The organism is Shinella zoogloeoides (assembly GCF_030733845.1).
In the GTDB taxonomy this organism is placed as follows: domain Bacteria; phylum Pseudomonadota; class Alphaproteobacteria; order Rhizobiales; family Rhizobiaceae; genus Shinella; species Shinella zoogloeoides_C.
This window is the reverse complement of the sequence record NZ_CP132313.1, coordinates 392,978-413,249: the sequence shown is the minus strand read 5'-3', so window position 1 is coordinate 413,249 and position 20,272 is coordinate 392,978. Positions and strand designations below refer to the sequence as shown.

Below are 20,272 nucleotides of genomic sequence, written 5' to 3'. Positions count from 1 at the left end.
AGGAGGTCACCATGCAACTCATCGAAACGAATGTTCACAGCGGCGAAGGCACGACGACGGTCGAGTTCGTCGGAGAGGGTGGGGAGAAGGTATCGGTCTGCATGGCCGCGAATGACGTGCAAGAAGATGCTGCGATCACGCGCGCCAAGGAAATCATGGTCCAGCTCACTGCTTTCGATACCGATCCCGCGCAGCAGGGCGATATCGACGACGAGACCATAAACGAGGAAGCTGCCGAGGACACCGGCTTCACATCAGAAGCGCGGAGCTGACCTATGGGGTCTCCCGTTACGATGATTACCGGGGCCGCATCTGGAATAGGGCGGGCGACGGCGGAACTTCTTGCGTCAACGGGCCATCGTCTCGTGCTCTTCGACCGCGACGAAAATGCCCTTTCCGAAACACAGAAAGCTCTGGTGGATGGCACCGAGGCAATCGCTATCGCCGGTGATGTTTCTGATGAATTTGACCTTGGCGACATGGTCCAGAGGACACAAGACCATTTCGGCCGCCTGGACGCGGTCGTGGCGAATGCCGGCATCAACGGCGTCTGGGCACCTATCGAGGATCTAAGCCCCTCCGAATGGGACGAGACGATCCGCGTCAATCTTCGCGGTACCTTCCTCACGCTTCACGCGGCGGTTCCGCTGCTTAAAAGAGCTGGAGGCGGGGCAATCGTCGTCGTATCGTCGATCAACGGGGTGCGCACCTTCACCAATCCCGGTGCGACCGCCTATAGCGCGTCCAAGGCGGCGCAGGTGGCCATGGCGCAGCAACTCGCCCTTGAACTCGGAAAACACCGCATCCGGGTGAATGTCGTCTGCCCGGGAGCGGTCGAAACAAACATTGTCGCCGGCTCGCAAATTCGCAACCGCGCGGAAACGGAAGTGCCGGTCATCTGGCCGCAGGGCAGCATTCCCTTGACCGACGGTAGGCCTGGCCAGGCAATCGATGTTGCCAAGGTCATCCGATTCCTGCTCAGCGCCGAGGCATCGCATATGACGGGCTCGCCAGTCTACGTAGACGGCGGCCAGGGGTTGCTGCGATGATGCGCGCATGCAGTTGGGGGCCGCAGTTTTGCGAGGACGGCTCAACGGTGTTCCGGCTTTGGGCGCCGGCCGAATCCACATTGGCTTTGGAGATCGATGGCCGCCGTATTGCGATGAAGCGGCAGGATGACGGTTGGTTCGCGGTCCGTCTCGAGAATCAACCCGTAGGAGCGCTCTACGGCTTCGTGCTCTCCGATGGCAGGCGCGTGCCCGATCCCGCATCCCGTTTCCAGCCGCTGGGTGTCGATGGCCCCTCATTGCTGTGCGGGCCAGATTGTTTTGCCTGGCGACAGGCTGACTGGTGCGGACGTCCGTGGGAAGAGGCCGTCTTCTATGAGCTCCATGTCGGTACGTTCACGCGGGATGGAACCTACGATGCAGCCATCGAGCACTTGCCCCGGCTTGCCGAAATGGGCTTTACCGCGATCGAACTGATGCCGATTGCTCAGTTTCCCGGTCGCTGGGGCTGGGGTTACGACGGTGTTCTCCAATTCGCGCCGCACAACGCCTATGGCACGCCGGACGATCTGAAGCGCCTCGTGGACGCGGCCCATCAGTGCGGGCTGATGGTCTTTCTCGATGTAGTCTACAATCATTTTGGGCCGGAAGGTAACTTCCTGGCGCACTATGCGCCCGGCTTCTTCCATAGCGAGGATCCCACGCCGTGGGGATCTCGGATTGCTTTCGATGAACCGGCGGTACGATCTTACTTCATCGGAAACGTTCTTCACTGGTTGCAGGAATATCGGTTTGATGGGCTTCGGCTCGATGCCGTCGATCAGATTGTCGATGCTGGAACGCCGCACATCCTGCAGGAAATCTCAGACACGGTGGATGCGACGTTCACCGATCGCCAGGTGCATCTCGTTGTCGAAAATCCCAGCAACGGGGGTGATCTGCTCGTAGCGGATGAAACTGGTCATCGCCTGTTTGCGGGCGACTGGAACGACGAATTCCACCACGCGATGCACGTTGCTGTGACCGGAGAAGCCGAGGGCCACTATGCTCCCTATAAGGACCGCCCTTGGAAACAAGTGAAGCAAGCGCTGGCCAAGGGCTATCTGAACCAGGGCAAGACCACGGTCGGTTCCGCGCTACCGAACTCCGCGTGCCTGCCGCCGACGGCGTTCGTGCACTTCCTTCAAAATCACGATCAGGTCGGCAATCGGGCGCTGGGGGACCGGCTTCACACATCACTTGAGCCGAAGGTCCATCGTCTTCTGACCGAGATCCTCTTCCTGTCGCCGCAAATCCCCCTGGTCTTCATGGGCGACGAACATCTGAGCGACCGTCCGTTTCGCTTTTTCGCCGACTATAGTGGAGATCTCGCCGCCGACATCCACCGGAACCGCTTCAAAGAGGCGGAGAATTTTGGCGGTTATCCCGCCGGGGCAGGGCCGGAGGATATCGTGGATCCGAACGGTTGGGCCACCTTCACAAAGTCGAAGCTCGATTGGGCAAACCTGGACGTGCCGGAGCAGCGGGACTGGCGTGCATTCATAACCCGCCTTATCGAAACGCGTCGTCGGTTCGTGGTCCCGCTGCTCGCAAATGCCCGAGGCTGTGCGGGGGCCATCGTCTCGGAGACGGACGCGGAACTCTTCGTCGACTGGCGGCTGAATGGCGGGCTGCTTCAACTGCGGGCAAATACCTCTGAGGAGCCTCGCACTTTTGGTGCCGATCTTGGTGATCTGGTTTATGCGAGCGGCCCCGACGGAAAGCGAGATGTCATCGCTGCCTGGTCTACCCTCCTCTTCGTGCGCCCTTCGGGGATTTTCGCTCACGAGGCTGGATCATGAAGGTGGTGGCGTGGAACTTCATTGCGCCATCCCGGTTCGCGTGCCGGCGCCCCGCTGAGGACTTGCGCCAAGCAGGAGCGTGTGATCGATGACGGATACAGCCTCTAAATTGCAAACCGATTCAGCGGGTCAAGGGGATGTTCCGCGCGACGCCGGATCAGAACCCATCCTGAAGCAACTCGGGCCGGGCCTGATCACGGGGGCCGCGGACGACGACCCTTCCGGGATCGCCACCTATTCGCAGGCCGGCGCGCAGTTCGGTTTCAATCTGCTCTGGTTGATGCTGCTGACCTACCCGCTGATGTCGGCCATCCAGATGATCAGCGGGCGGATAGGCCGGGTGACGGGGTGTGGGCTGGCCGCCAACCTGCGCACCATCTGGCCACGCTCAATGGTGCTTCTCCTGGTTGGCCTGCTGTTCGTCGCCAACACGATCAATATCGGCGCCAACCTTTCGGCCATGGGGGCATCGGCTGAGCTTGCGACAGGGCTGCCGAGCATGCCGACGACAGTCGCCTTCGCGGTCGTGTCGCTCGTCTTGCAGATGTTCGTACCCTACCATCGCTACGCCGCCTACCTGAGATGGCTGACCATGGTGCTGCTTTCCTATGTCGCTGTCCTCTTCGTTGTGAAGATCGACTGGCTCGAGGCGGGCAAGGGCTTTGTCATGCCTTCGCTTGAGCTGAACGGCGAAACATTCACGGTGATCGTCGCCATCCTCGGCACGACGATCAGCCCCTACCTGTTTTTCTGGCAGACCAGCCAGGAGGTGGAGGAGATAGAGGGAAAGGATGAGGCGCAGCCGCTAAGGCAGGCGCCGCGCCAGGCAAAGCGCGAACTGAAGCGTATCCGCATCGATACCTTTGCCGGCATGGCGATCTCCAATCTGGTCGCCATCGCCATCATCATGAGCACGGCGGCGACCCTCCACGCGAGCGGAAAGACACATATCGGGACCGCAGCCGATGTGGCCGAGGCCCTGAAGCCCGTCGCTGGAAACTTCGCCTTCGCGCTCTTCAGCGTCGGCATCATCGGAACGGGCATGCTTTCGATTCCGGTGCTCGCGGGCTCAGCCGCCTATGCAGCGTCGGAGTGCTGTGGGTGGGCCTGCAGCCTCGAAAGCCGGCCGAAGGAGGCGATAGGTTTCTACAGCGTTATCGCGATCGCTACCATGCTCGGACTTGTGATCGAGTTCCTTCCCATTGATCCCATCCGCGCGCTCTTCTGGAGTGCCGTTATCAACGGCTTCGTCGCTGTCCCGATTATGATCGGCATGATGATGGTCGTCAGCCGCCATGCACGCATGAAACAATTCACGGCACGCCCGATGCTCGTTTTCGCCGGCTGGTCAGCCACAACTGTGATGGCGGCCGCAGCCGCAGCGATGATAATCTATCGGTGATGCTGTCAGAACGGTGCGGTTTAGCGACGGATGAATCGAGCGAGCCGATCACGGTCACGACCTGTCTTCTTCATATTGTTCGGCGCCATCGATAGGCCGAAGCCAGGGTTCACGGCGCTTCATCCACAGTTCGTAACTGGGGGTGAGGGGTGACGGCGCATCAGACAGAATACCGAGCTTAACCTCTGCTTCGTGTGTATCGAGGGAGAAGACACGCCCGCCGCAGTGCGGGCAAAAGGACCGTCCGGAAAAGCTGGCGATTTCTCCCGTATGCTCGAACTGTCCAGCAGGCCAGACCCCGAAAAACGTGAAGGCTGAGCCACTCTCCTGCCGACAATCGGTGCAATGGCAGATCCCGACGCGGTCGGGAGCGCCCCGTACTGTGATTCTTACCTGTCCGCAAAGACATGATCCGGTGAGCAGCGTCACGTCGGTCGCCTTTCCGTGTGGCGGTCATCTGCGCCGCGCGGGAGCTTCGTCTCGGAGGCTTCCGGGTGGGTGCCGTCCGATACGCTGCCGGGATGCGGGTCGGAGACCTCCTCACCGCGTGTTCGGGGGGCCTGCTCAAGGTTTCGGTATTCGACTCCCGGATTTTTACCCTTGTTCATGGCCACCTCCATTCACGATCGATCGGGTTGGCGGTCATCGAAGCCGACGTCCCAATCCTTCTGGCGCTTCTTGCCAGGGGGATCGCGGTGCGCAGTGGCATCCTCGGAACCGGTGACGACCGTCGGCTTCGCGCTTGCGACGCCGTCTGCCGACCGGTCGGCCTGCGAGGGGGCGAACTGGCCGGCGGCGTCGCGCTGCGGGTCTGTCGACCCTTTTGCGGATTTATCGGAATTCATTGGAATTTCCTCCATGACAAAACGCGCAATGGAGCGGCTAGTCGTCCAGGTCTTCAGCCATTTTCAGGTGGTGTTCGAGCGCCGGAAGCGTCTTTGCGGCCCATGCCTTCAGGTCGGCGTTGTCACCTTCCGAAGCGTAGCGCTTGAACACATCGACGGCGTCCTCATGGGCATCTTCCTGATCGTCCTGATAGGCGTCGTCGAAGTCCTTGCCCGAGAGATTCTTGAGCTCGTCGAACGATTTCTTCTGTGCGTCGGACATGCCTGTGGCCGCAGGCGCCTTCACTTTGCCGCCGTCGATCAGGCCCTTCAGTTCGCTCGTCGTCTTCTCATGAGCGTCGATCATCTGCTGGGCGAAGGCTTTCGTCGCCGCGTTACCCTTCTGCAGCGCGAGCTTGCTGGACTCGATCTCAAAGATGTCGTTCATCGAGACCTCCTTCACGAAATCCTCCGTTTTGGGAGGAATGTTTAAGGCGGAGTTGACGCCTGTGGTCTCGGCCGTCGATTGGGCAAAGGCGGCGGATGAAATCAGCAACAGGGCAAAAGTGGCAGGTAGAGTTTTCATGGCAGGTCTCCTTTGTTGTTTGAACCTCGCAGTCCGCCGCTTGTTCCGAGCGCTTCGACAGAAGAAGCCTAGTCTTTGTTACTCTTTATCGCGTCTGCCGTTGCTCCGAGGGTGTCGGCGACGAAGGCGCCACGTGCGCCCATCGGAAGCGGCGGACCTGTCGTGGTGTCCCGCGCCGTCTGATGTTCGAGTTCCGCATTCAGCTCCGCCCCCACAATCAGAATGCCGACCGAAAGCCAAATCCAGATGAGAAGACCCATCAGGGCACCAAACGCACCATAGGCAGCGTTATAGTCGGCGAAATTGCTGAGATAGAAGGAGAAGCCGACGGACATGACGATCCACGCGACCACCGTCAGCGCTGCGCCCCATGTCAGCCACCGTAGACGCGCCGGCGAGCGGCTTGGCCCATATCGGTAGATACAGGTCACGGCGGCAAAAGCGAGCACCAGCAGGATCGGCCAACGTAGGATCAGGAGAAGTCGCTCGTCGGCGCCGTCCAGCCTGAGATAGGCCAGGATGGCCGGCAAGACAGCAACAACGCCGATCAAAGCGCTGAGCCCCAAGACCCCGCCGATGGTGAACACCAGCCCGATCAGGTTCCGCTTGACGAAACCGCGCTTTTCTTCCTCGTCATAGGCAACGTTCATCGCGTCGAAGATCGCGAGAACGCCGTTTCGTGTACTCCAAAGTGCGATGATGAGGCCAACGAAGAAGGTCAATCCGAGCGTTCGGTCTCGACTAGCGGCAAGACTGGCGATCTGATCGGCGACGATCTCGAAGGAACCAGGCGGAAGAAGCGAGGCCAAGGCGTTCAGGTGATCTGCCATGGTCGATGGATCGGCGACAAGGCCATAGAGCGACACCAAAGCCGCCAGGGCGGGAAAGATGGCGAGTAGCAGGTAGAATGTTACACCGGCAGAGATAAGCATCACCCGGTCGGTCGAGACCTCATGGAACACCCGCCAGAAGACATCGCGAAGACCTCGGGCCGGGATTGATTCCGGCACCTCGGCTTCGCGGCCATGCGCATCGATTTCACGCTTATCAGGAACCAGTCCGGATGCTCGCCATGTCGGCGCAGCCACCCAGAGCGCCGCGCCGGCAATTGCCATCAATGCGATTATCGATGTCAGCCGAGTCGAGCTGGCGCGGTGACCTTTCGACATCTCACAGACGACCGGGACGGACTGTCATCGATAGTCTCTCCTTCTGGCGCCATACCCGGCGCCGAGAATAAAGGACAGTGCGGTAGCCAGGCCGACTGTCACCAGAGGTCGTTCGCGAATTATCTGTTCGACACGGCGTTCTATCGCGCTGGCTTTGGCGCGTGCGGTGCCACTGACGTCGACGGTGGTAGCACGAAAGCGGTCACGGAGGTTCTCCAGATCGCGTCGTATCTCGTGAAGCACGGCGGCATGATCATCTGTCGACGCCGAGGGATCGTTGGACGGGTGGAGCCCCAGACGTTCACTTTCGTGGGGCTCGGCCGTCGCCGCTGTTGAACCGGTTGCAGTAGCGGTGTGCGTCACGGAAACCGGGTCGGATGCGGGAAAGGTATCCTCCAGTCCCTTGTCGAGCCTGGTCTTGCGTTTTGCCGTCTGTTCCGCCTGCTCGTTCAGCAACGATATCACGGCGGGTGAAACGGATTCATTGTCCATGCGTGCCTCCATAAATTCGAGTAGTCAGATCAGCTCGAGAACGGTCTGCCCTCGCCAGACGAGAGTTTTGAAACCGGCGGCGCGCCGCTTTGCAGATCGGGGAACGCCCATGCCTGCCAGGCCGCGGTGCTGGTTGTCACGAAACTGGCCCATGCGAGGGCGGGAATGAAGGCGAGGCTCAAGCCGATATCAGCCAGTTCGTTCCAAGCCTGCAGCCCGCTTGGTGAGACGGCTTCCTGCGCATCGGACGTGGTGTCGGGGGAGGGGTAGGCTATCACCCCTCGGGGGATGGGCTCACCGATTGGGTTTATGGTCATCGTCTGGTCTCCATGTCATGATCGCAACGGAAACAAGGTCTTGGATCGGAAGTTCCCCACCGGGCGAATTTTGCTAGCAACTATCGCTGGCGCAGAGGGTTGTTGCGCTTGCTCCTTGCGTCTGGGCGACGCTGTCCCGTCAGCGGATGTCATTTGGATCAGACGTGTCGATAGAGCGGTCCGCGATGTTGTAGACTGGTCCTGCACTGTCTATCTGTCGTCGGGTATTTCAGAGGTCACGACATTGGCGAAACGCGCAGGAAGCGCCGATCTTCCCCTGCATGGCGGAAAAGTTCCGAGATGGCTCGGGGATCGTATGACGCGGCTCGGCGCGATCATCACCGAGGCGATCGTTCATCACTATGGGCGTGATGACTATCTGCGCCGGCTGGCCAATCCGTTCTGGTTCCAGTCCTTCGGCGCCGTCATGGGAATGGACTGGCATTCCTCGGGGGGTAACGACCAGCGTTCTCGGCGCGTTGAAGCGCGGCCTGGTTCCGCTCTCCGGTGAGCTGGGCCTTCATGTCTGCGGCGGGCGCGGCGCCCAGTCGCGCAAGACGCCGGGCGAACTGATGAGCATCGGTGATCGCGTCGGCCTTGACGGCGTGAGACTTTCCACGACAAGCCGATTGGTCGCAAAGGTCGATAGTGCCGCGGTGCAGGACGGGTTCGACCTCTATTTGCACGGATTTGTGGTTGCCGACGACGGGAAATGGGTTGTCGTGCAGCAGGGCATGAACGGCGACAGACGCCAGGCTCGGCGGTATCACTGTTTATCCGAGGGGCTGAACGGTTTTCTCGACTCGCCGCATGCCGCCATCGAGGGGAGGGACCAGGGGGAAATCGTCAATCTTGCCGACACGCGCGCCAAGCTCTCGCGGGAGGCACAGCTCGATCTTCTTGCAACGCTCGGGCCGGACCGTATCGTCCGCGAACTGGCCTTGATTGAGAAAGCACCGGCAATCAGCGTGAAGAAAGGCGACGCACAACTCACCTTGCCGCATCTTGTTATGCCGGCACATCACGATGTCCGCGAGAGCGACATCAACATGCGGCGTTTGCACGGCAATTTCGCTGCGGCAGCGGAGCGCGGACCGGCCGACTTCGAGGGTCTGCTCCTCACGCCGGGCGTGGGAGCCCGCACCGTTCAGGCTCTGGCACTGGTGGCCGAGGTTGTGCACGGAGCACCCTGCCGCTTTTCCGACCCCGCCCGGTTTTCGCTCGCCCATGGTGGTAAGGACAGACACCCGTTTCCAGTGCCATTGAAAGTGTATGACGAGACGATCGGCGTGATGAAATCCGCAGTCCGCAAGGCGAGGTTGGGGTTGGAAGAGGAATTGCAAGCGCTGAAGCGGCTTGACGAGCAAAACCGTCAACTCGAACGCTATGTGACGGGGCCGGATCTGAAGGAGATCGTCGCCGGGGAATTTCGCCGTTCGGCCACCATCGACGGCCGCAGCGTGTTCGGGTGGGAACGTGATCTCGGGAAGTCGAATTCAGACGACTGAGCTTTTGTGGACGCGATATTGTCCATGCGACGAGCGGAACACCGATCCGTCAGCATTTTTCGTTCCGTCGTCTGGGAGAAAGAACGCAGTCAATGCTTCCGCCTTGGTCCACCGGGCCTCGGCATCATGGCCATTCCGGGTGTCGGACCGGTGGTTGCCGCCGGGCGGCTTGCCGCAACGGCGGCAGCAGCAGCGGCCGGGCGCCGTCGCCGGCGGCGCGGCCGGTGGGCCCATTGGCGCCATGACGGAGTCTGGCGTGCCGAAAGAGCATGCCCATGTTTGTGCCGAAGGTGTTCGCCGTGGCGGCACGCTCGTCACGGCGCGTGTCGACGAAAGCCTCTATGCCGAGGCTGACGCGATCCTGCGTCAGTCCAACTGGGTTGATCCGACAGAGCGCCGTGCCGCCTACGCTGAGTAGGGCTGGACTTGGCTTGACGACACACTCGATCCCTACGGCCCCGCGGAAATTGAGCAGGAGCGGTTGCGTTATAGACGCTAGCCGTTACTTGCGTCCAATAGAGGAAGGAGCGGCCTGTAGGCCGCTCTTTCGTTCTTAGGTAGAGTCGGTGGGTGTCGTCGCTCGGAGATCTTCTTCTGTGAGATGAAGCAGGTTTCCTTCAGCCGTACCTTCGCGGTCGTATTTCTCGCTCGCGACGCTCTCGAGCAAGGATCTGTGCCTCTTCAACAGCCCGACCGGGCCGAGCGAGGCGGGATCGAAGGATTGAAGGGTGCTGGCATAGATAAAGACGTCGACAGCGGTTCCTTCGGGCGTCTGCATTGACCAGAACAGCCCGAGTTCCCTTGGTGCGGATGCACCATTCTTCCTGATGAGAGGCATTTCGTTTCCTGCATGCGCATGTCTGTTTGTCGGGAAGCCCCGCTGCAGCGGGGCTGCAAAAGCCTCCCCAGTCCGCCGCCGTGAAACGGAATAACGAAGGTGAAGTGGAGCACGGCGGCAGGAAGTCAATCATTTCGGCAGCAGGGCATCTTCAGAAATAACGAAGGGCGCTCGACCCTTCCGGGGAGCGCCCTTTGAACCCGGACGACTACGAACGCGCGACAGAGCACCATCGCTGCAGGCAGTCATCGATTACGGGTGGTGAACGTTAGATGGGAGAGGCCGCCGGGAAATTCAAGCCCATCTGGATTGTCTGCCGCACGAGCAGGAGTGCCCAGGCATGTATCGCAAATGCCGCAACCGTCGTCGTCCATTGGCTGGTTCGCCTGCTCGCAGCAGAGGCAGACTGCGGAACACCGGGGACCAGCGTTCATCCTCGGCGGGCTGATGATTTCAATGCCATCGTCAGGCGGGATATCCTTGAAAAACCGTCGCATTGCACTTCTCCGTTCCCCCTTGCGAAAAGATGGGAGCGGCGGGCCGTTTTGCAATGGCGAGCGTTGGCGATGTGTGTTCTGAATATGGCAAGGATGGACTCCGCTCGTTGCCCATGCTTTCTTTCCCGTCGGAGGGACTTGTATGGCGTATGAATGGGATCCCCGGCGCGCGCGGCGCGCCCGTTTGATCAAGTTTGCGGCGGCTTTGGCGATCAGCGCATCGGCGATAACGGTTCCTGTCGCTGTCCTGCTGGCGGCCGCACCGGTCTGATATCGAGATCGAAGGCGGCGATCGATGACAGAGGACGATCCGTTTGAGCTTTCCCGCTTCGTCGCTGCGCAGGATCTTGTCTTCGATACGGTCCTTGCCGAGCTGAGAGCCGGGCGCAAGCAAACCCACTGGATGTGGTTCGTCTTTCCGCAACTGCGCGCGCTCGGCAGATCTCCGACTGCGAATTTTTACGGGATCGGCTCCATTGAAGAGGCGCGAGCCTATTTGCTGCATCACCTTCTTGCTGAACGACTGGCGCAGGCGGTCGATGCGGTCCTTGGAGTATCCGGCTGTTCGGCCCATGAGATCTTCGGTTCGCCCGACGATCTGAAATTCCGCTCCTCGATGACATTGTTCAGCGCGGCCGCTGATGGGGAGGAGGGCGAACGGTTTCGGCTCGCCCTTCAGCGCTTCTTCGCCGGCGAAGCGGATCCGCGAACCCTTGAACTGCTCGGCGGCGGCATCAGCTAGCTGCCGCCCCTGACCCGCGCCGGTCAGATCGCGCGAACGTTTTCCGCTTTCGACTTGCCGGTCTTGCGGTCCTGACCGAGCTCATAACTGACCTTCGAACCATCGCGCAGCGGCCCACCCGAGATCACGCCCGAGACATGGACGAAGACATCCTGCCCGCCATGGTCCGGCGTGATGAATCCGAAACCCTTGTCCTGATTGAAAAATTTGACCGTACCCGTTGCCATGAAGATCCTCGTAAGCTTAGCGGCATTGCGCCAGTGGCGAGCATATTCGCCACGCGAGATACTCGCAACCTGACATGCGCGATACGACGGGAACAAGAATCCTTCGCGCGGGGTTTTCCTCTCGACGCGGGTGGTCGTTCGACGGGCGCCGGCAACGCGGGATAGATCGAGGTCGATGATGGCGGCTGACAAGCTCTCAACCTACAAGAAGAAGCGGGATTTCAAGCAGACGCAGGAGCCGAGCGGTTCGACGGAGGTCAAACCCTCAAACCGTCTGCGCTTCATCATCCAGAAACACGATGCCACCCGTCTTCATTACGATCTCCGCCTCGAACTCGATGGCGTGTTCAAATCCTGGGCGGTCACGAAGGGGCCGTCACTCGATCCGGACGACAAGCGACTCGCCGTCGAGGTGGAAGACCACCCGCTCGACTATGGCGACTTCGAAGGCACGATCCCGAAAGGCCAATATGGCGGCGGAACGGTGATGCTGTGGGATCGAGGTTACTGGGAGCCGGAGGGCAACAAGTCGCCGGAGGAGACGCTCAGGAAGGGCGACTTCAAATTCGTGCTGCACGGCAAGCGCCTCCATGGCAGCTTCGTGCTGGTTCGGATGCGTCATGACCGCGACGGCGGCAAGCGCACCAACTGGCTGCTGATCAAGCACCATGACGACCATTCCGTCGAGGAGAACGGCGCGGCCATCCTCGACGAGAACATGACCTCGGTGGCCTCGGGGCGCGTCATGGCGCAGATTGCTGCCGGCAAGGGCCGCAAGCCGAAGCCGTTTATGATGGCGAGCGGCGATGTCGAGGCGGATGCCGTCTGGGACAGCAAGCACGGCCTCGCTGCCGACGAGCGCAAGAAAAATCGATCCAGCAAAACCGTGGCGACGTCGACGATTGCGGATCTTCCAGATTTCATCGCGCCGCAGCTTTGCGAAACACTCGACCGCCCGCCGGCCGGCGATAACTGGCTGCACGAGATCAAGTTCGACGGCTATCGCATCCAGATGCGGGTCGCCAATGGCAAGGCCACGCTGAAGACCCGCAAGGGCCTCGACTGGACCGCCAAATACCCCGAGATCGCGGATGCCGCTACTTCTCTTCCGGACTGCATCATCGACGGGGAGATCTGCGCGCTCGATGACAACGGCGCGCCGGATTTCGCCGCGCTGCAGGCCGCGCTGTCTGAGAAGAACACCGGCAACCTCGTCTATTTCGCCTTCGACCTGCTGTTCGATGGTGGCGAGGATCTGCGGGAGAAGGCGCTGACCGACCGGAAATCGCGCCTGCGGGACCTCCTGGATGATGCCACCGACGATCCCCATCTGCGGTTCGTCGAGCATTTCGAAACCGGCGGCGATGCGGTGCTGCGTTCCGCCTGCAAGCTTTCACTCGAGGGCATCGTCTCGAAAGAGGTGGATGCGCGTTATCGATCCGGCCGAACCGAGACCTGGGCGAAATCCAAATGCCGCGCCGGCCATGAAGTGGTTATCGGCGGCTACGCCAAGACGAACGGCAAGTTTCGCTCGCTGCTGGTCGGCGTCAACCGTGGCGACCATTTCGTCTATGTCGGCCGCGTCGGCACGGGCTACGGCGCCAAGAAGGTCGAGACCCTGCTGCCGAAGCTGAAAGCTGTCGAGGCGGAAAAGTCCCCCTTCACCGGGATCGGCGCGCCGAACAAGGAAAAGGAGGTCGTCTGGCTGAAGCCCGAGCTCGTCGCCGAGATCGAATTCGCCGGCTGGACCGCGGACGGCCTTGTGCGCCAGGCCGCGTTCAAGGGCCTGCGGGAGGATAAGCCGGCGGCCGAGGTCGAGGCGGAAAAGCCGGCTTCTCCCGCCAAGACCGCAACGCCAGAACCCGAGGTCGCCGCGAAGACAAAACCCAGCCGCCGAAAGGGCGCGAAAGCTGAGGTCATGGGCGTGCTCATCTCCAATCCCGACAAGCCGCTCTGGCCGGATGCCGGCGATGGCGCGCCGGTCACGAAAGAAGATCTCGCCCGCTATCACGAGGCGGTGGGTTCCTGGCTTATCGACCATGTGAAGGGTCGGCCGTGCTCGATCATCCGCGCGCCCGACGGCATCGGCGGCGAACAGTTCTTCCAGCGGCACGCCATGCCGGGGACGTCAAACCTGCTGGAGTTGGTCGAGGTCTTCGGCGACAAGAAGCCTTACCTTCAAGTCGATCGCGTCGAAGGTCTTGTTGCCATCGCGCAGATCGGCGGCATCGAGCTTCATCCATGGAACTGCGAACCCGGCCAGCCCGAAGTCCCGGGCCGTCTCGTTTTCGACCTCGACCCCGGGCCGGATGTCGATTTCACCACCGTGGTCGCTGCTGCGCGCGAGATGCGCGACCGGCTGGACGATCTCGGCCTGATCAGCTTCTGCAAGACCACCGGCGGCAAGGGGCTGCATGTCGTTACGCCGCTCGCCGTCAACAAGCGAAAGCCGCTGTCCTGGGCCGACGCCAAGGGTTTTGCCCATGACGTCTGCCAGGAGATGGCCCGCGACAATCCGGACCTCTATTTGATCAAGATGACGAAGAGCCTGCGGGAAGGGCGGCTTTTCCTCGACTATCTGCGCAACGATCGCATGGCGACCGCTGTGGCGCCGCTTTCGCCGCGCGCGCGGCCGGGGGCGACAGTGTCGATGCCGCTCAACTGGACGCAGGTCAAAGCTGGCCTCGATCCGAAGCGTTTCACCGTCAGGACCGTGCCGGCTCTGCTGGCGAAGACAACGGCCTGGGAGGATTATTGTGACGGACAGCGCCCGCTTGAGCAGGCGATCAAGCGGCTCGGCAAACAGAAGGCTGCGGCATGAGTGCGAGACAGGGCAGGGGACCGCGAACCGGCAGGCAACACGACATTCCGGTCGATCAGCTGCTGCGTCTGCGCCGGATACGCGGTCTGGCCAGGTTGATGGACACGGCGCTGCGGATTCCCGGCACCCGCTTCTCGCTCGGCGCGGACTCGGTTTTGGGCCTGGTCCCGGGTATTGGCGATTTCGGCGCCGCCGCGGTCAGCCTCTTCATCGTCAACGAGGCGCGCCGCCTCGGTGTGCCGAAGGAGACGCTCTTCAAGATGCTTGTCAATGTTGGCTTCGACACGGTGGCGGGAAGCGTCCCGGTGCTGGGCGATGTCTTCGACGTCTATTTCAAGTCCAACCGCCGAAACCTGCAACTCGTGCTGGATCACTTCGGCCTCGATCATGCCGACCTCGACCACTAGAATCCGTCAGTGTCGGTGGTATCGAACCGCGCGGGCGGCACCAAGAGGACAGGTGAGTCGTTGGAAAACCAGCAAACGGCACTTGAGAGATTTCGGCGGCTGCCGCCGATCGAGCAGCACGACCTCGTCGGCCTATGGAAAGGGCGGGGCATCCCGTCGGACCATCCGTTCGACGGCGTGCTGGAGAATCTCGGCTGGTTCGGCAAGCGGTTTACCCCGCAGATGCGAGCGGACGCCTTACTATTCCGGTCGGGAGAGTGCCGTCTGATCGCGATCGATCCGAGGCGAATACCCCTTCGGTTGGCGCTCCGCTTTCACAAGTTCGGCCGGACGCGCATCGCACGAAACCTGTTCTCCTATCTGGAGCGCCGGCTGCGCGCGAATGGTCCTGTCGCTTCTGTCAGAATGCTTGCCTTCGACGGCCTTGCGAGCGCCGCCATGGTCTACGATGAGCAGCCGATCGTGGATCATTTCCGAAGGATCGACGACAAGCATCTCATGGGAGTGATGGTAATGAGGCATGACGATCGGCGGTTCTTTTTCGAGCTTGAGCACGTCGACGGTTCGACATAATTGCTCCGATCACCCGTTGGTGCCGATTGTCACCGCAGCTCGTGTGCTGCGGCGTCGGGGTGAGAAGGCGCCCCGAAAGGATCACGCGCCCTATCCACCGGCCAGCTAGTCCCTGATCTCGAACACCGCGGCATTGTCCTGAATTTCGCGTAGTCCCTTGTAGGAGGCGTGGCGCAGATTTCCGTCGTCCGTCCAGCCGCGAAACTCGATCTCGGCGATGAGAGTCGGCTGGGCGAAGACGTAGTTCTTGCCCTTCAGCGGCACGACGGGCCTTTTGGTCTTCAACTTGTCGAGTGTCTTGCGCAGGTATTCCGCGTCGGCGGTTTTGAACCCTGTGCCGACCGAGCCGACCGACACCCAGCCGTCGCCCTCGCGTGCTGCCAGCAACAGGCTTCCGATGCCGCCGCGCGCAGCGTCCGATTGCTCGTAGCCGACGATCATGAAGCTTTCGCTTTGGACGCATTTGATCTTGATCCAGTCGCCGGTTCGGCCGGATCGATAGGGACGATCACGATGTTTGGCGATGATGCCTTCGAGGCCCATTCTGCAGGCGTTTGCCAGTAGCTTCGCCCCGTCACCAGCGGCTTCTTCCGAGAGCTGGACCGCGCCAATCGTTCCGTCGAGAAAGTCCGCGAGCAGATGACGGCGGACGGCAAGCTCGGTCCTGGTCAAATCGTATCCGTCGAAATAGAGGAGGTCGAAGGCAAAGAAGACCGCTTCGGTCGAGGCGCGCTTGCCGCCGCGCCCGCCAAGCGACCGCTGCAGCGCCCCGAAATCCGAATGCCCTTCCTTGTTGAGAACCACTGCTTCGCCATCGAGGATGGCCGACCCCACCCCGAGCTTCTTGGCGGCATCAGCGATTGCCGGAAACCGATGGGTCCAGTCGTGTCCGCCGCGCGTGATGATGCGAACGCCTTTCGGCTCGATATGGATCGCCAGGCGATAGCCGTCCCATTTGAGTTCGTAGAGCCAGTCCGGTCCCACAGGTGGCGTTGGCCGGAGCAGGGCGAGACAGGGCTCGATACGATCGGGCATCGGGTCGAGGGGCAGGCTCGGCTGCTCGGGGTCGCGCCTGCGAACCGGGCGCGACTGAAGCGTCTCGCGGGACTCATCGTAAAGGGGAATGGCGGATTGGCGCTTTCGTTTCATCGATGTCCATCACATCTGGAGGGTCCGAACATAGGTCGCTTGCGTGACGATTTTCAGGATGCGCGCTTGCCTTTTTCGCCGGCAGCGAGGCTCTTGCGAAGTGCATCCATGATGTCGATGACGTTGCCGCCCGACGGTCGCTCCTCGCCTTTGGCTTTGCCTTTGCGCGACGGTTTCAGCGCCTTCTTCTTTTTGGCGATCATGTCCAGCAGCGCCTCCTGCACGGGATCGGACACCATGTCCGGCGACCACTCCTTGGTGTGCTGCTTGATGAACTTCTGCACCAGGGGGATAAGCTCGGGGTCCGCCTTATCGTCGATGTCCTCGAAATAGGATTCTTCCGGCCGCACCTCGTCGCCGAAGCGCAACGTCCAGAGCACGATTCCCTCACCGCGCGGTTCGAGCACAACAGCCCGCTCGCGCCGGCCAATCACAAGCTTGGATATGCCGAACACCTTGTCAGCGGACATGGCGTCACGGATGACGGCGAAGGCCTCGTGTCCGACAGGATCGTCCGGGACGAGGTAATGCGGCTTCTCCAGATAAATCCATTCGATACTGTCGCGCGCCACGAATTTCTCGATATCGATCGTCTTGACGGTGTCGAGCGCGACCGCATCCAGTTCATCGTCGGTGAGAAGCACATAGTCGTTCTCGCCGCGGGCGTAGCCCTTCATCTCGTCCTCGTCCTTGACAGGCTTGCGGGTGACCGCATCGACATATTGCGAGACAACCCGGTTGCCCGTCTCCTTGTTGAGGGTATGGAACCGCACCTTCTCGCTTTCGGACGTCGCCGGCGACATCGAGACCGGGCAGGTCACGAGCGAGAGCTTGAGATAGCCTTTCCAATAAGGGCGGGGCGCCATCGTCTCTCTCCTCAACCGGCTTTGCGCTGCGCAGCCGCGTTACGGCTCGACTTCGAGGCAGGCGCGCGCGCCGCCGGCTTACGGCCGGCGCCCTTGTTGGCATTGGCGGCTGAGCGCTTCGGCTTGTCGTCACCGGCTTTCAGCATCTTGGCGCTTTCGCGCAGCGCCGCCAGCAGGTCGTCCGGTTTCGAGACCTTGACCTCCTTGCGCTTCGGCAGGGCCTTGCCCTCGGCCTTCGCCTTCACCAGCTCAGCGACGGCCGCCTCGTAGCGGTCGTCGAACGCGGCCGGATCAAAGGTTCCTTTCTTGGTGGCGATGATATGCTTGGCGAGATCCAGCATCTCGCCCTTGATGCGCAGCTTCGGAACCTCCTCGAACGCCTTCTCCGACGAGCGAACCTCGTAGTCATATTGCATGGTTGTGGCGATCAGACCTTTGCCGTGCGTGCGGATCAGTACGGTGCGCATCCGGCGGAAGAGGACGGTGCGCGCTACGGCGGCGACCTGGGATTTTTCCATGGCATCGCGCAGCGCCGTGAAAGCGTCGGAGGACACGCGGTCGGTCGGGACGAGATAGTAGGGCTTGTCAAAATAGACGTCGTCGACATCGGAGCAGGCGATGAAGGCTTCGACCATGAGCGTTTTATTGCTTTCAGGGACAGTGGCGGCAACTTCCTCGGGATCGATCATGAGGTATTGGCCGTTCTCGATCTCGAAGCCCTTGGTCTGGTCCTCGCGTTCGACGTCCTTGCCCGTGTCACTGTCGACGAAGACGCGGTTGACGCGATTGCCGGTCTTCTTGTTAATCGTATGGAACGAGATGCGCTCGGAGGTGCTGGCGGCTGTGTAGAGCCCGACCCCGCAACTCACCTCGCCGAACTTGATGAAACCCTTCCATTGGGCACGATGACCGGCCATCTCGAAACTCCCGAACCGACGCAACCAAAGCGAGTCAAGCGAATCACTTGCGAATTTGTTCCGATTCGAAAATGAATCAAAAATCAATAACTTAGACGCGTCTCTGCTCCACTATGGCGAGTCTGGAATATGCCTTTGATTCGCTGCATCTTTTTGATGAGATCGTGCGTTCTTCCGAAACCGTAACCGAAAGGAAGAATGTCATGACGAAGCGTGAGACCATCGATACCGGAACCGACAAGCGCTATGTCCGCCGGGACGAAAAAGGCCAGTTCAAGGAAAGCGTCGATGTCGGGAAGTCGCTTTCCGCTGATCGCCGTCACAAGGCACAAACCGAGGCCAAACCGGGCGAGGGCGACCGCGGCGACAGGCATACCAAGCACTGAGCCGTTGTTCCATTGGATGAAGGCATGGGCGACGATTCCGAACCTGGGACCATGACCGACGATGACGGCGACGAGCATGTCGCCGTCTCGTTTCCGTTCGACCGGATGACGGTCCAGCGTTTCCGGCAGGAATTTCCCCGTGCCCGTTGGAGCGATCGGCGCAAAGCTTGGCTCGTCCCTGGAAAGACAGCCCTGCGGCGCTTCGACCGCTGGAAAGCTAAGGAAGAATCCCGCGCCGATCCGTTTGCAGAAGAAAAGGGCAGGGACGCCTTCGCCTTCGAGCCGATCCTCAGCCCATATCTGAGTGTCGACAAGGACGGGTTTCGCATCAGAACGCCCTACTCGCGAAAGCTGGTCGAGGAAATCCGGCAGGTGCCGTTCGCGCGGTGGGACGGTGACAACAAGGTGTGGCGCATTCCCTTCGCGTCTTACGATGAGCTTGTTCATCACTGGCAGGCGATCGAGGCCGAGGCCCAGCGCTGTGAGCCGGACGAGCGCCGCAAGCGCGCCGAAGCGCGAAAGGGCACCGAGGACGAACGGAACGCCCGTCGTCGCACGGCCGAGCGCCGGCGTCGGCGCATTCCCCTTCCGGCGGGCGACCTGCCGCCGCTGAACCGGCCCGTCGCCACTGCCGCCTATGGCATCATCGTCGTCAGCGACATCACCGGTGAGTTGGTCGAGCATGAGGAGGTCGCCGATCTCTATCCCGACATCTCCGATGACCAGGTCTGGGGATCGTGGCGCGTTCCGTCGCTGGAAGAACTCGTACAGACGTGGCCGTCGAAGTCCGCACCTCAGGATGACGAGCGCCAGCGTGGCTGGTGGTTTCCGACCATCGAGGAACTACGCGACGCGCGGCGGGCTGCGCGGTCGCGCGAGCGCAGGAGTGGGCAACGCGCTTCAGCCTGAGATCAATCCGATGGCGACTCGATTTCGATCATGACTGGTGCGTGGTCGCTGGTGTGATCCCAGCCGCGCGGCCGGCGCCGCACGCTCGCCGAACGCAGCCAGGGGGCGACAGCGGGACTGAGCAGGAAGTGGTCGATCCGCAGGCCCGCGTCGCGTTCGAAGGCATGGCGCCAATATTTCCAGAACGTATAGATCCGCTCGTCGGGATGGAGATGGCGGATGGCATCGGTCCAGCCTTGCGAAACCAGTTCGGCATAGGCCTTGCGAACCTCCGGGCGAAACAGTGCATCGTCGCGCCAACGCTCCGGCGCATAGACATCCAGGTCCGTCGGCACGACGTTATAGTCGCCAACCAGCAGGGCGGGAACGTCGAGATCGATGAGCTCGCCGGCATAGGCGTGAAGCCGCTGAAACCAGCGAAGCTTGTAATCGAATTTGGCGCCGGGCGCGGGGTTGCCGTTCGGAAGATAGAGGCAACCGACTAGAAGGCCGTCGACCGCGGCCTCGATATAGCGACTGTGCGTATCGTCGGGATCGCCCGGCAGGCCGCGCCGCGTCAGGAGGGGAACAAGGCCTTTGGCGAGAATCGCGACACCATTCCAGCTTTTCTGGCCGTGCCAGACCGCGCCATATCCGGCGCGCTCAAGTTCTGCGCGTGGGAACCGATCGTTCGGTGATTTCAGTTCCTGAAGGCATACGACGTCAGGGGAATCCTCCTTCAGCCATCGAAGCAGCACGGCGAGGCGTCCGTTGACCCCGTTGACGTTGTAGGTCGCGATCTTCATCGACGACCA

23 protein-coding genes and 2 pseudogenes are annotated in these 20,272 nt (G+C 61.3%); 12 read left to right on the top strand and 13 right to left on the bottom strand.

The window, feature by feature from the left end; all coding sequences use genetic code 11:
* The first annotated feature begins 11 nt into the window (after window positions 1–11).
* From Q9316_RS24795 to Q9316_RS24780, 4 genes are all read left to right on the top strand, one after another.
* Window positions 12–272: a hypothetical protein gene (locus Q9316_RS24795; protein ID WP_306035944.1), complete on the top strand. Its 261-nt coding sequence runs from the start codon at window positions 12–14 to the stop codon at window positions 270–272.
* A 3-nt stretch (window positions 273–275) separates the two neighbouring features.
* Window positions 276–1,049 carry an SDR family oxidoreductase gene (locus Q9316_RS24790; RefSeq protein ID WP_306035943.1) on the top strand — a complete coding sequence of 258 codons (774 nt, stop codon included), beginning with the start codon at window positions 276–278 and terminating at the stop codon, window positions 1,047–1,049.
* Window positions 1,046–2,848 (top strand): malto-oligosyltrehalose trehalohydrolase, encoded by a 1,803-nt coding sequence (treZ, locus tag Q9316_RS24785; RefSeq protein ID WP_306035942.1) that lies wholly within the window; start codon window positions 1,046–1,048, stop codon window positions 2,846–2,848. The genes Q9316_RS24790 and treZ overlap by 4 nt, the downstream gene beginning before the upstream one ends.
* A gap of 88 nt (window positions 2,849–2,936) precedes the next feature.
* Window positions 2,937–4,250: an Nramp family divalent metal transporter gene (locus Q9316_RS24780; protein WP_306035941.1), complete on the top strand. Its 1,314-nt coding sequence runs from the start codon at window positions 2,937–2,939 to the stop codon at window positions 4,248–4,250.
* Between the two features lie 54 nt (window positions 4,251–4,304).
* Here Q9316_RS24780 and Q9316_RS24775 read toward each other — a convergent pair whose 3' ends face one another.
* From Q9316_RS24775 to Q9316_RS24745, 7 genes are all read right to left on the bottom strand, one after another.
* Entirely contained in the window at window positions 4,305–4,679 is a 375-nt protein-coding gene (locus Q9316_RS24775) for a GFA family protein (RefSeq protein ID WP_306035940.1), read from the bottom strand.
* Complete coding sequence (locus tag Q9316_RS24770) at window positions 4,676–4,858, bottom strand: hypothetical protein (protein ID WP_306035939.1); 183 nt, start codon at window positions 4,856–4,858, stop codon at window positions 4,676–4,678. The genes Q9316_RS24775 and Q9316_RS24770 overlap by 4 nt, the downstream gene beginning before the upstream one ends.
* 12 nt (window positions 4,859–4,870) lie before the next feature.
* Window positions 4,871–5,095, bottom strand: coding sequence for a hypothetical protein (locus Q9316_RS24765; RefSeq protein ID WP_306035938.1), 225 nt, complete (start codon window positions 5,093–5,095; stop codon window positions 4,871–4,873).
* 37 nt (window positions 5,096–5,132) lie between these two features.
* Window positions 5,133–5,660: a DUF4142 domain-containing protein gene (locus Q9316_RS24760; protein ID WP_306035937.1), complete on the bottom strand. Its 528-nt coding sequence runs from the start codon at window positions 5,658–5,660 to the stop codon at window positions 5,133–5,135.
* A gap of 68 nt (window positions 5,661–5,728) precedes the next feature.
* Window positions 5,729–6,775: a YihY/virulence factor BrkB family protein gene (locus Q9316_RS24755; RefSeq protein ID WP_371878058.1), complete on the bottom strand. Its 1,047-nt coding sequence runs from the start codon at window positions 6,773–6,775 to the stop codon at window positions 5,729–5,731.
* Between the two features lie 78 nt (window positions 6,776–6,853).
* Window positions 6,854–7,321 (bottom strand): hypothetical protein, encoded by a 468-nt coding sequence (locus tag Q9316_RS24750; RefSeq protein ID WP_306035935.1) that lies wholly within the window; start codon window positions 7,319–7,321, stop codon window positions 6,854–6,856.
* Between the two features lie 29 nt (window positions 7,322–7,350).
* Entirely contained in the window at window positions 7,351–7,638 is a 288-nt protein-coding gene (locus Q9316_RS24745; protein WP_306035934.1) for a hypothetical protein, read from the bottom strand.
* A 244-nt stretch (window positions 7,639–7,882) separates the two neighbouring features.
* Between Q9316_RS24745 and Q9316_RS24740 the strand changes: the two are divergent.
* Both Q9316_RS24740 and Q9316_RS24735 read left to right on the top strand, forming a co-directional pair.
* Window positions 7,883–9,146 (top strand): annotated as a pseudogene (locus Q9316_RS24740) (DUF763 domain-containing protein).
* A 114-nt stretch (window positions 9,147–9,260) separates the two neighbouring features.
* A pseudogene (locus tag Q9316_RS24735) lies at window positions 9,261–9,645 on the top strand (hypothetical protein); the annotation flags it as partial.
* A gap of 54 nt (window positions 9,646–9,699) precedes the next feature.
* Here the strand turns inward: Q9316_RS24735 and Q9316_RS24730 are convergent.
* Entirely contained in the window at window positions 9,700–9,984 is a 285-nt protein-coding gene (locus Q9316_RS24730; protein WP_306035933.1) for a hypothetical protein, read from the bottom strand.
* Between the two features lie 792 nt (window positions 9,985–10,776).
* Between Q9316_RS24730 and Q9316_RS24725 the strand changes: the two genes are divergently transcribed.
* Window positions 10,777–11,223: a DUF1810 domain-containing protein gene (locus Q9316_RS24725; RefSeq protein WP_306035932.1), complete on the top strand. Its 447-nt coding sequence runs from the start codon at window positions 10,777–10,779 to the stop codon at window positions 11,221–11,223.
* A gap of 23 nt (window positions 11,224–11,246) precedes the next feature.
* Here the strand turns inward: Q9316_RS24725 and Q9316_RS24720 are convergent, their stop codons facing one another.
* The gene (locus tag Q9316_RS24720) at window positions 11,247–11,450 is read right to left on the bottom strand and encodes a cold-shock protein (protein WP_306036366.1); all 204 of its coding nucleotides are present in this window, start codon (window positions 11,448–11,450) and stop codon (window positions 11,247–11,249) included.
* A 178-nt stretch (window positions 11,451–11,628) separates the two neighbouring features.
* On the opposite strand from Q9316_RS24720, the gene ligD (Q9316_RS24715) reads away from it, so the two are divergent.
* The 3 genes from ligD (Q9316_RS24715) to Q9316_RS24705 are packed head-to-tail and all read left to right on the top strand — an operon-like array spanning window position 11,629 to window position 15,251.
* Entirely contained in the window at window positions 11,629–14,271 is a 2,643-nt protein-coding gene (ligD, locus tag Q9316_RS24715) for a DNA ligase D (RefSeq protein ID WP_306036365.1), read from the top strand.
* Window positions 14,268–14,678, top strand: a complete 411-nt coding sequence (locus Q9316_RS24710; RefSeq protein ID WP_306035931.1) for a DUF4112 domain-containing protein — start codon at window positions 14,268–14,270, stop codon at window positions 14,676–14,678. The genes ligD (Q9316_RS24715) and Q9316_RS24710 overlap by 4 nt, the downstream gene beginning before the upstream one ends.
* 60 nt (window positions 14,679–14,738) lie before the next feature.
* Window positions 14,739–15,251, top strand: a complete 513-nt coding sequence (locus Q9316_RS24705) for a DUF4334 domain-containing protein (RefSeq protein ID WP_306036364.1) — start codon at window positions 14,739–14,741, stop codon at window positions 15,249–15,251.
* Window positions 15,252–15,356: 105 nt separating this feature from the next.
* Here the strand turns inward: Q9316_RS24705 and ligD (Q9316_RS24700) are convergent, their stop codons facing one another.
* The 3 genes from ligD (Q9316_RS24700) to ku (Q9316_RS24690) are packed head-to-tail and all read right to left on the bottom strand — an operon-like array spanning window position 15,357 to window position 18,183.
* Window positions 15,357–16,400 carry a non-homologous end-joining DNA ligase gene (gene ligD / locus Q9316_RS24700; RefSeq protein ID WP_306035930.1) on the bottom strand — a complete coding sequence of 348 codons (1,044 nt, stop codon included), beginning with the start codon at window positions 16,398–16,400 and terminating at the stop codon, window positions 15,357–15,359.
* 53 nt (window positions 16,401–16,453) lie between these two features.
* Window positions 16,454–17,266, bottom strand: coding sequence for a non-homologous end joining protein Ku (gene ku / locus Q9316_RS24695; protein WP_306035929.1), 813 nt, complete (start codon window positions 17,264–17,266; stop codon window positions 16,454–16,456).
* A gap of 11 nt (window positions 17,267–17,277) precedes the next feature.
* Window positions 17,278–18,183 carry a non-homologous end joining protein Ku gene (gene ku, locus Q9316_RS24690; protein WP_306036363.1) on the bottom strand — a complete coding sequence of 302 codons (906 nt, stop codon included), beginning with the start codon at window positions 18,181–18,183 and terminating at the stop codon, window positions 17,278–17,280.
* A gap of 203 nt (window positions 18,184–18,386) precedes the next feature.
* Between ku (Q9316_RS24690) and Q9316_RS24685 the strand changes: the two genes are divergently transcribed.
* Both Q9316_RS24685 and Q9316_RS24680 read left to right on the top strand, forming a co-directional pair.
* On the top strand, window positions 18,387–18,569 hold the full coding sequence (locus tag Q9316_RS24685; protein WP_306035928.1) for a hypothetical protein: 183 nt from the start codon (window positions 18,387–18,389) through the stop codon (window positions 18,567–18,569).
* A gap of 24 nt (window positions 18,570–18,593) precedes the next feature.
* Entirely contained in the window at window positions 18,594–19,478 is an 885-nt protein-coding gene (locus Q9316_RS24680; RefSeq protein ID WP_306035927.1) for a hypothetical protein, read from the top strand.
* 2 nt (window positions 19,479–19,480) lie between these two features.
* Here the strand turns inward: Q9316_RS24680 and xth are convergent, their stop codons facing one another.
* Entirely contained in the window at window positions 19,481–20,263 is a 783-nt protein-coding gene (gene xth / locus Q9316_RS24675) for an exodeoxyribonuclease III (RefSeq protein WP_306035926.1), read from the bottom strand.
* Between the last annotated feature and the right edge of the window lie 9 nt (window positions 20,264–20,272).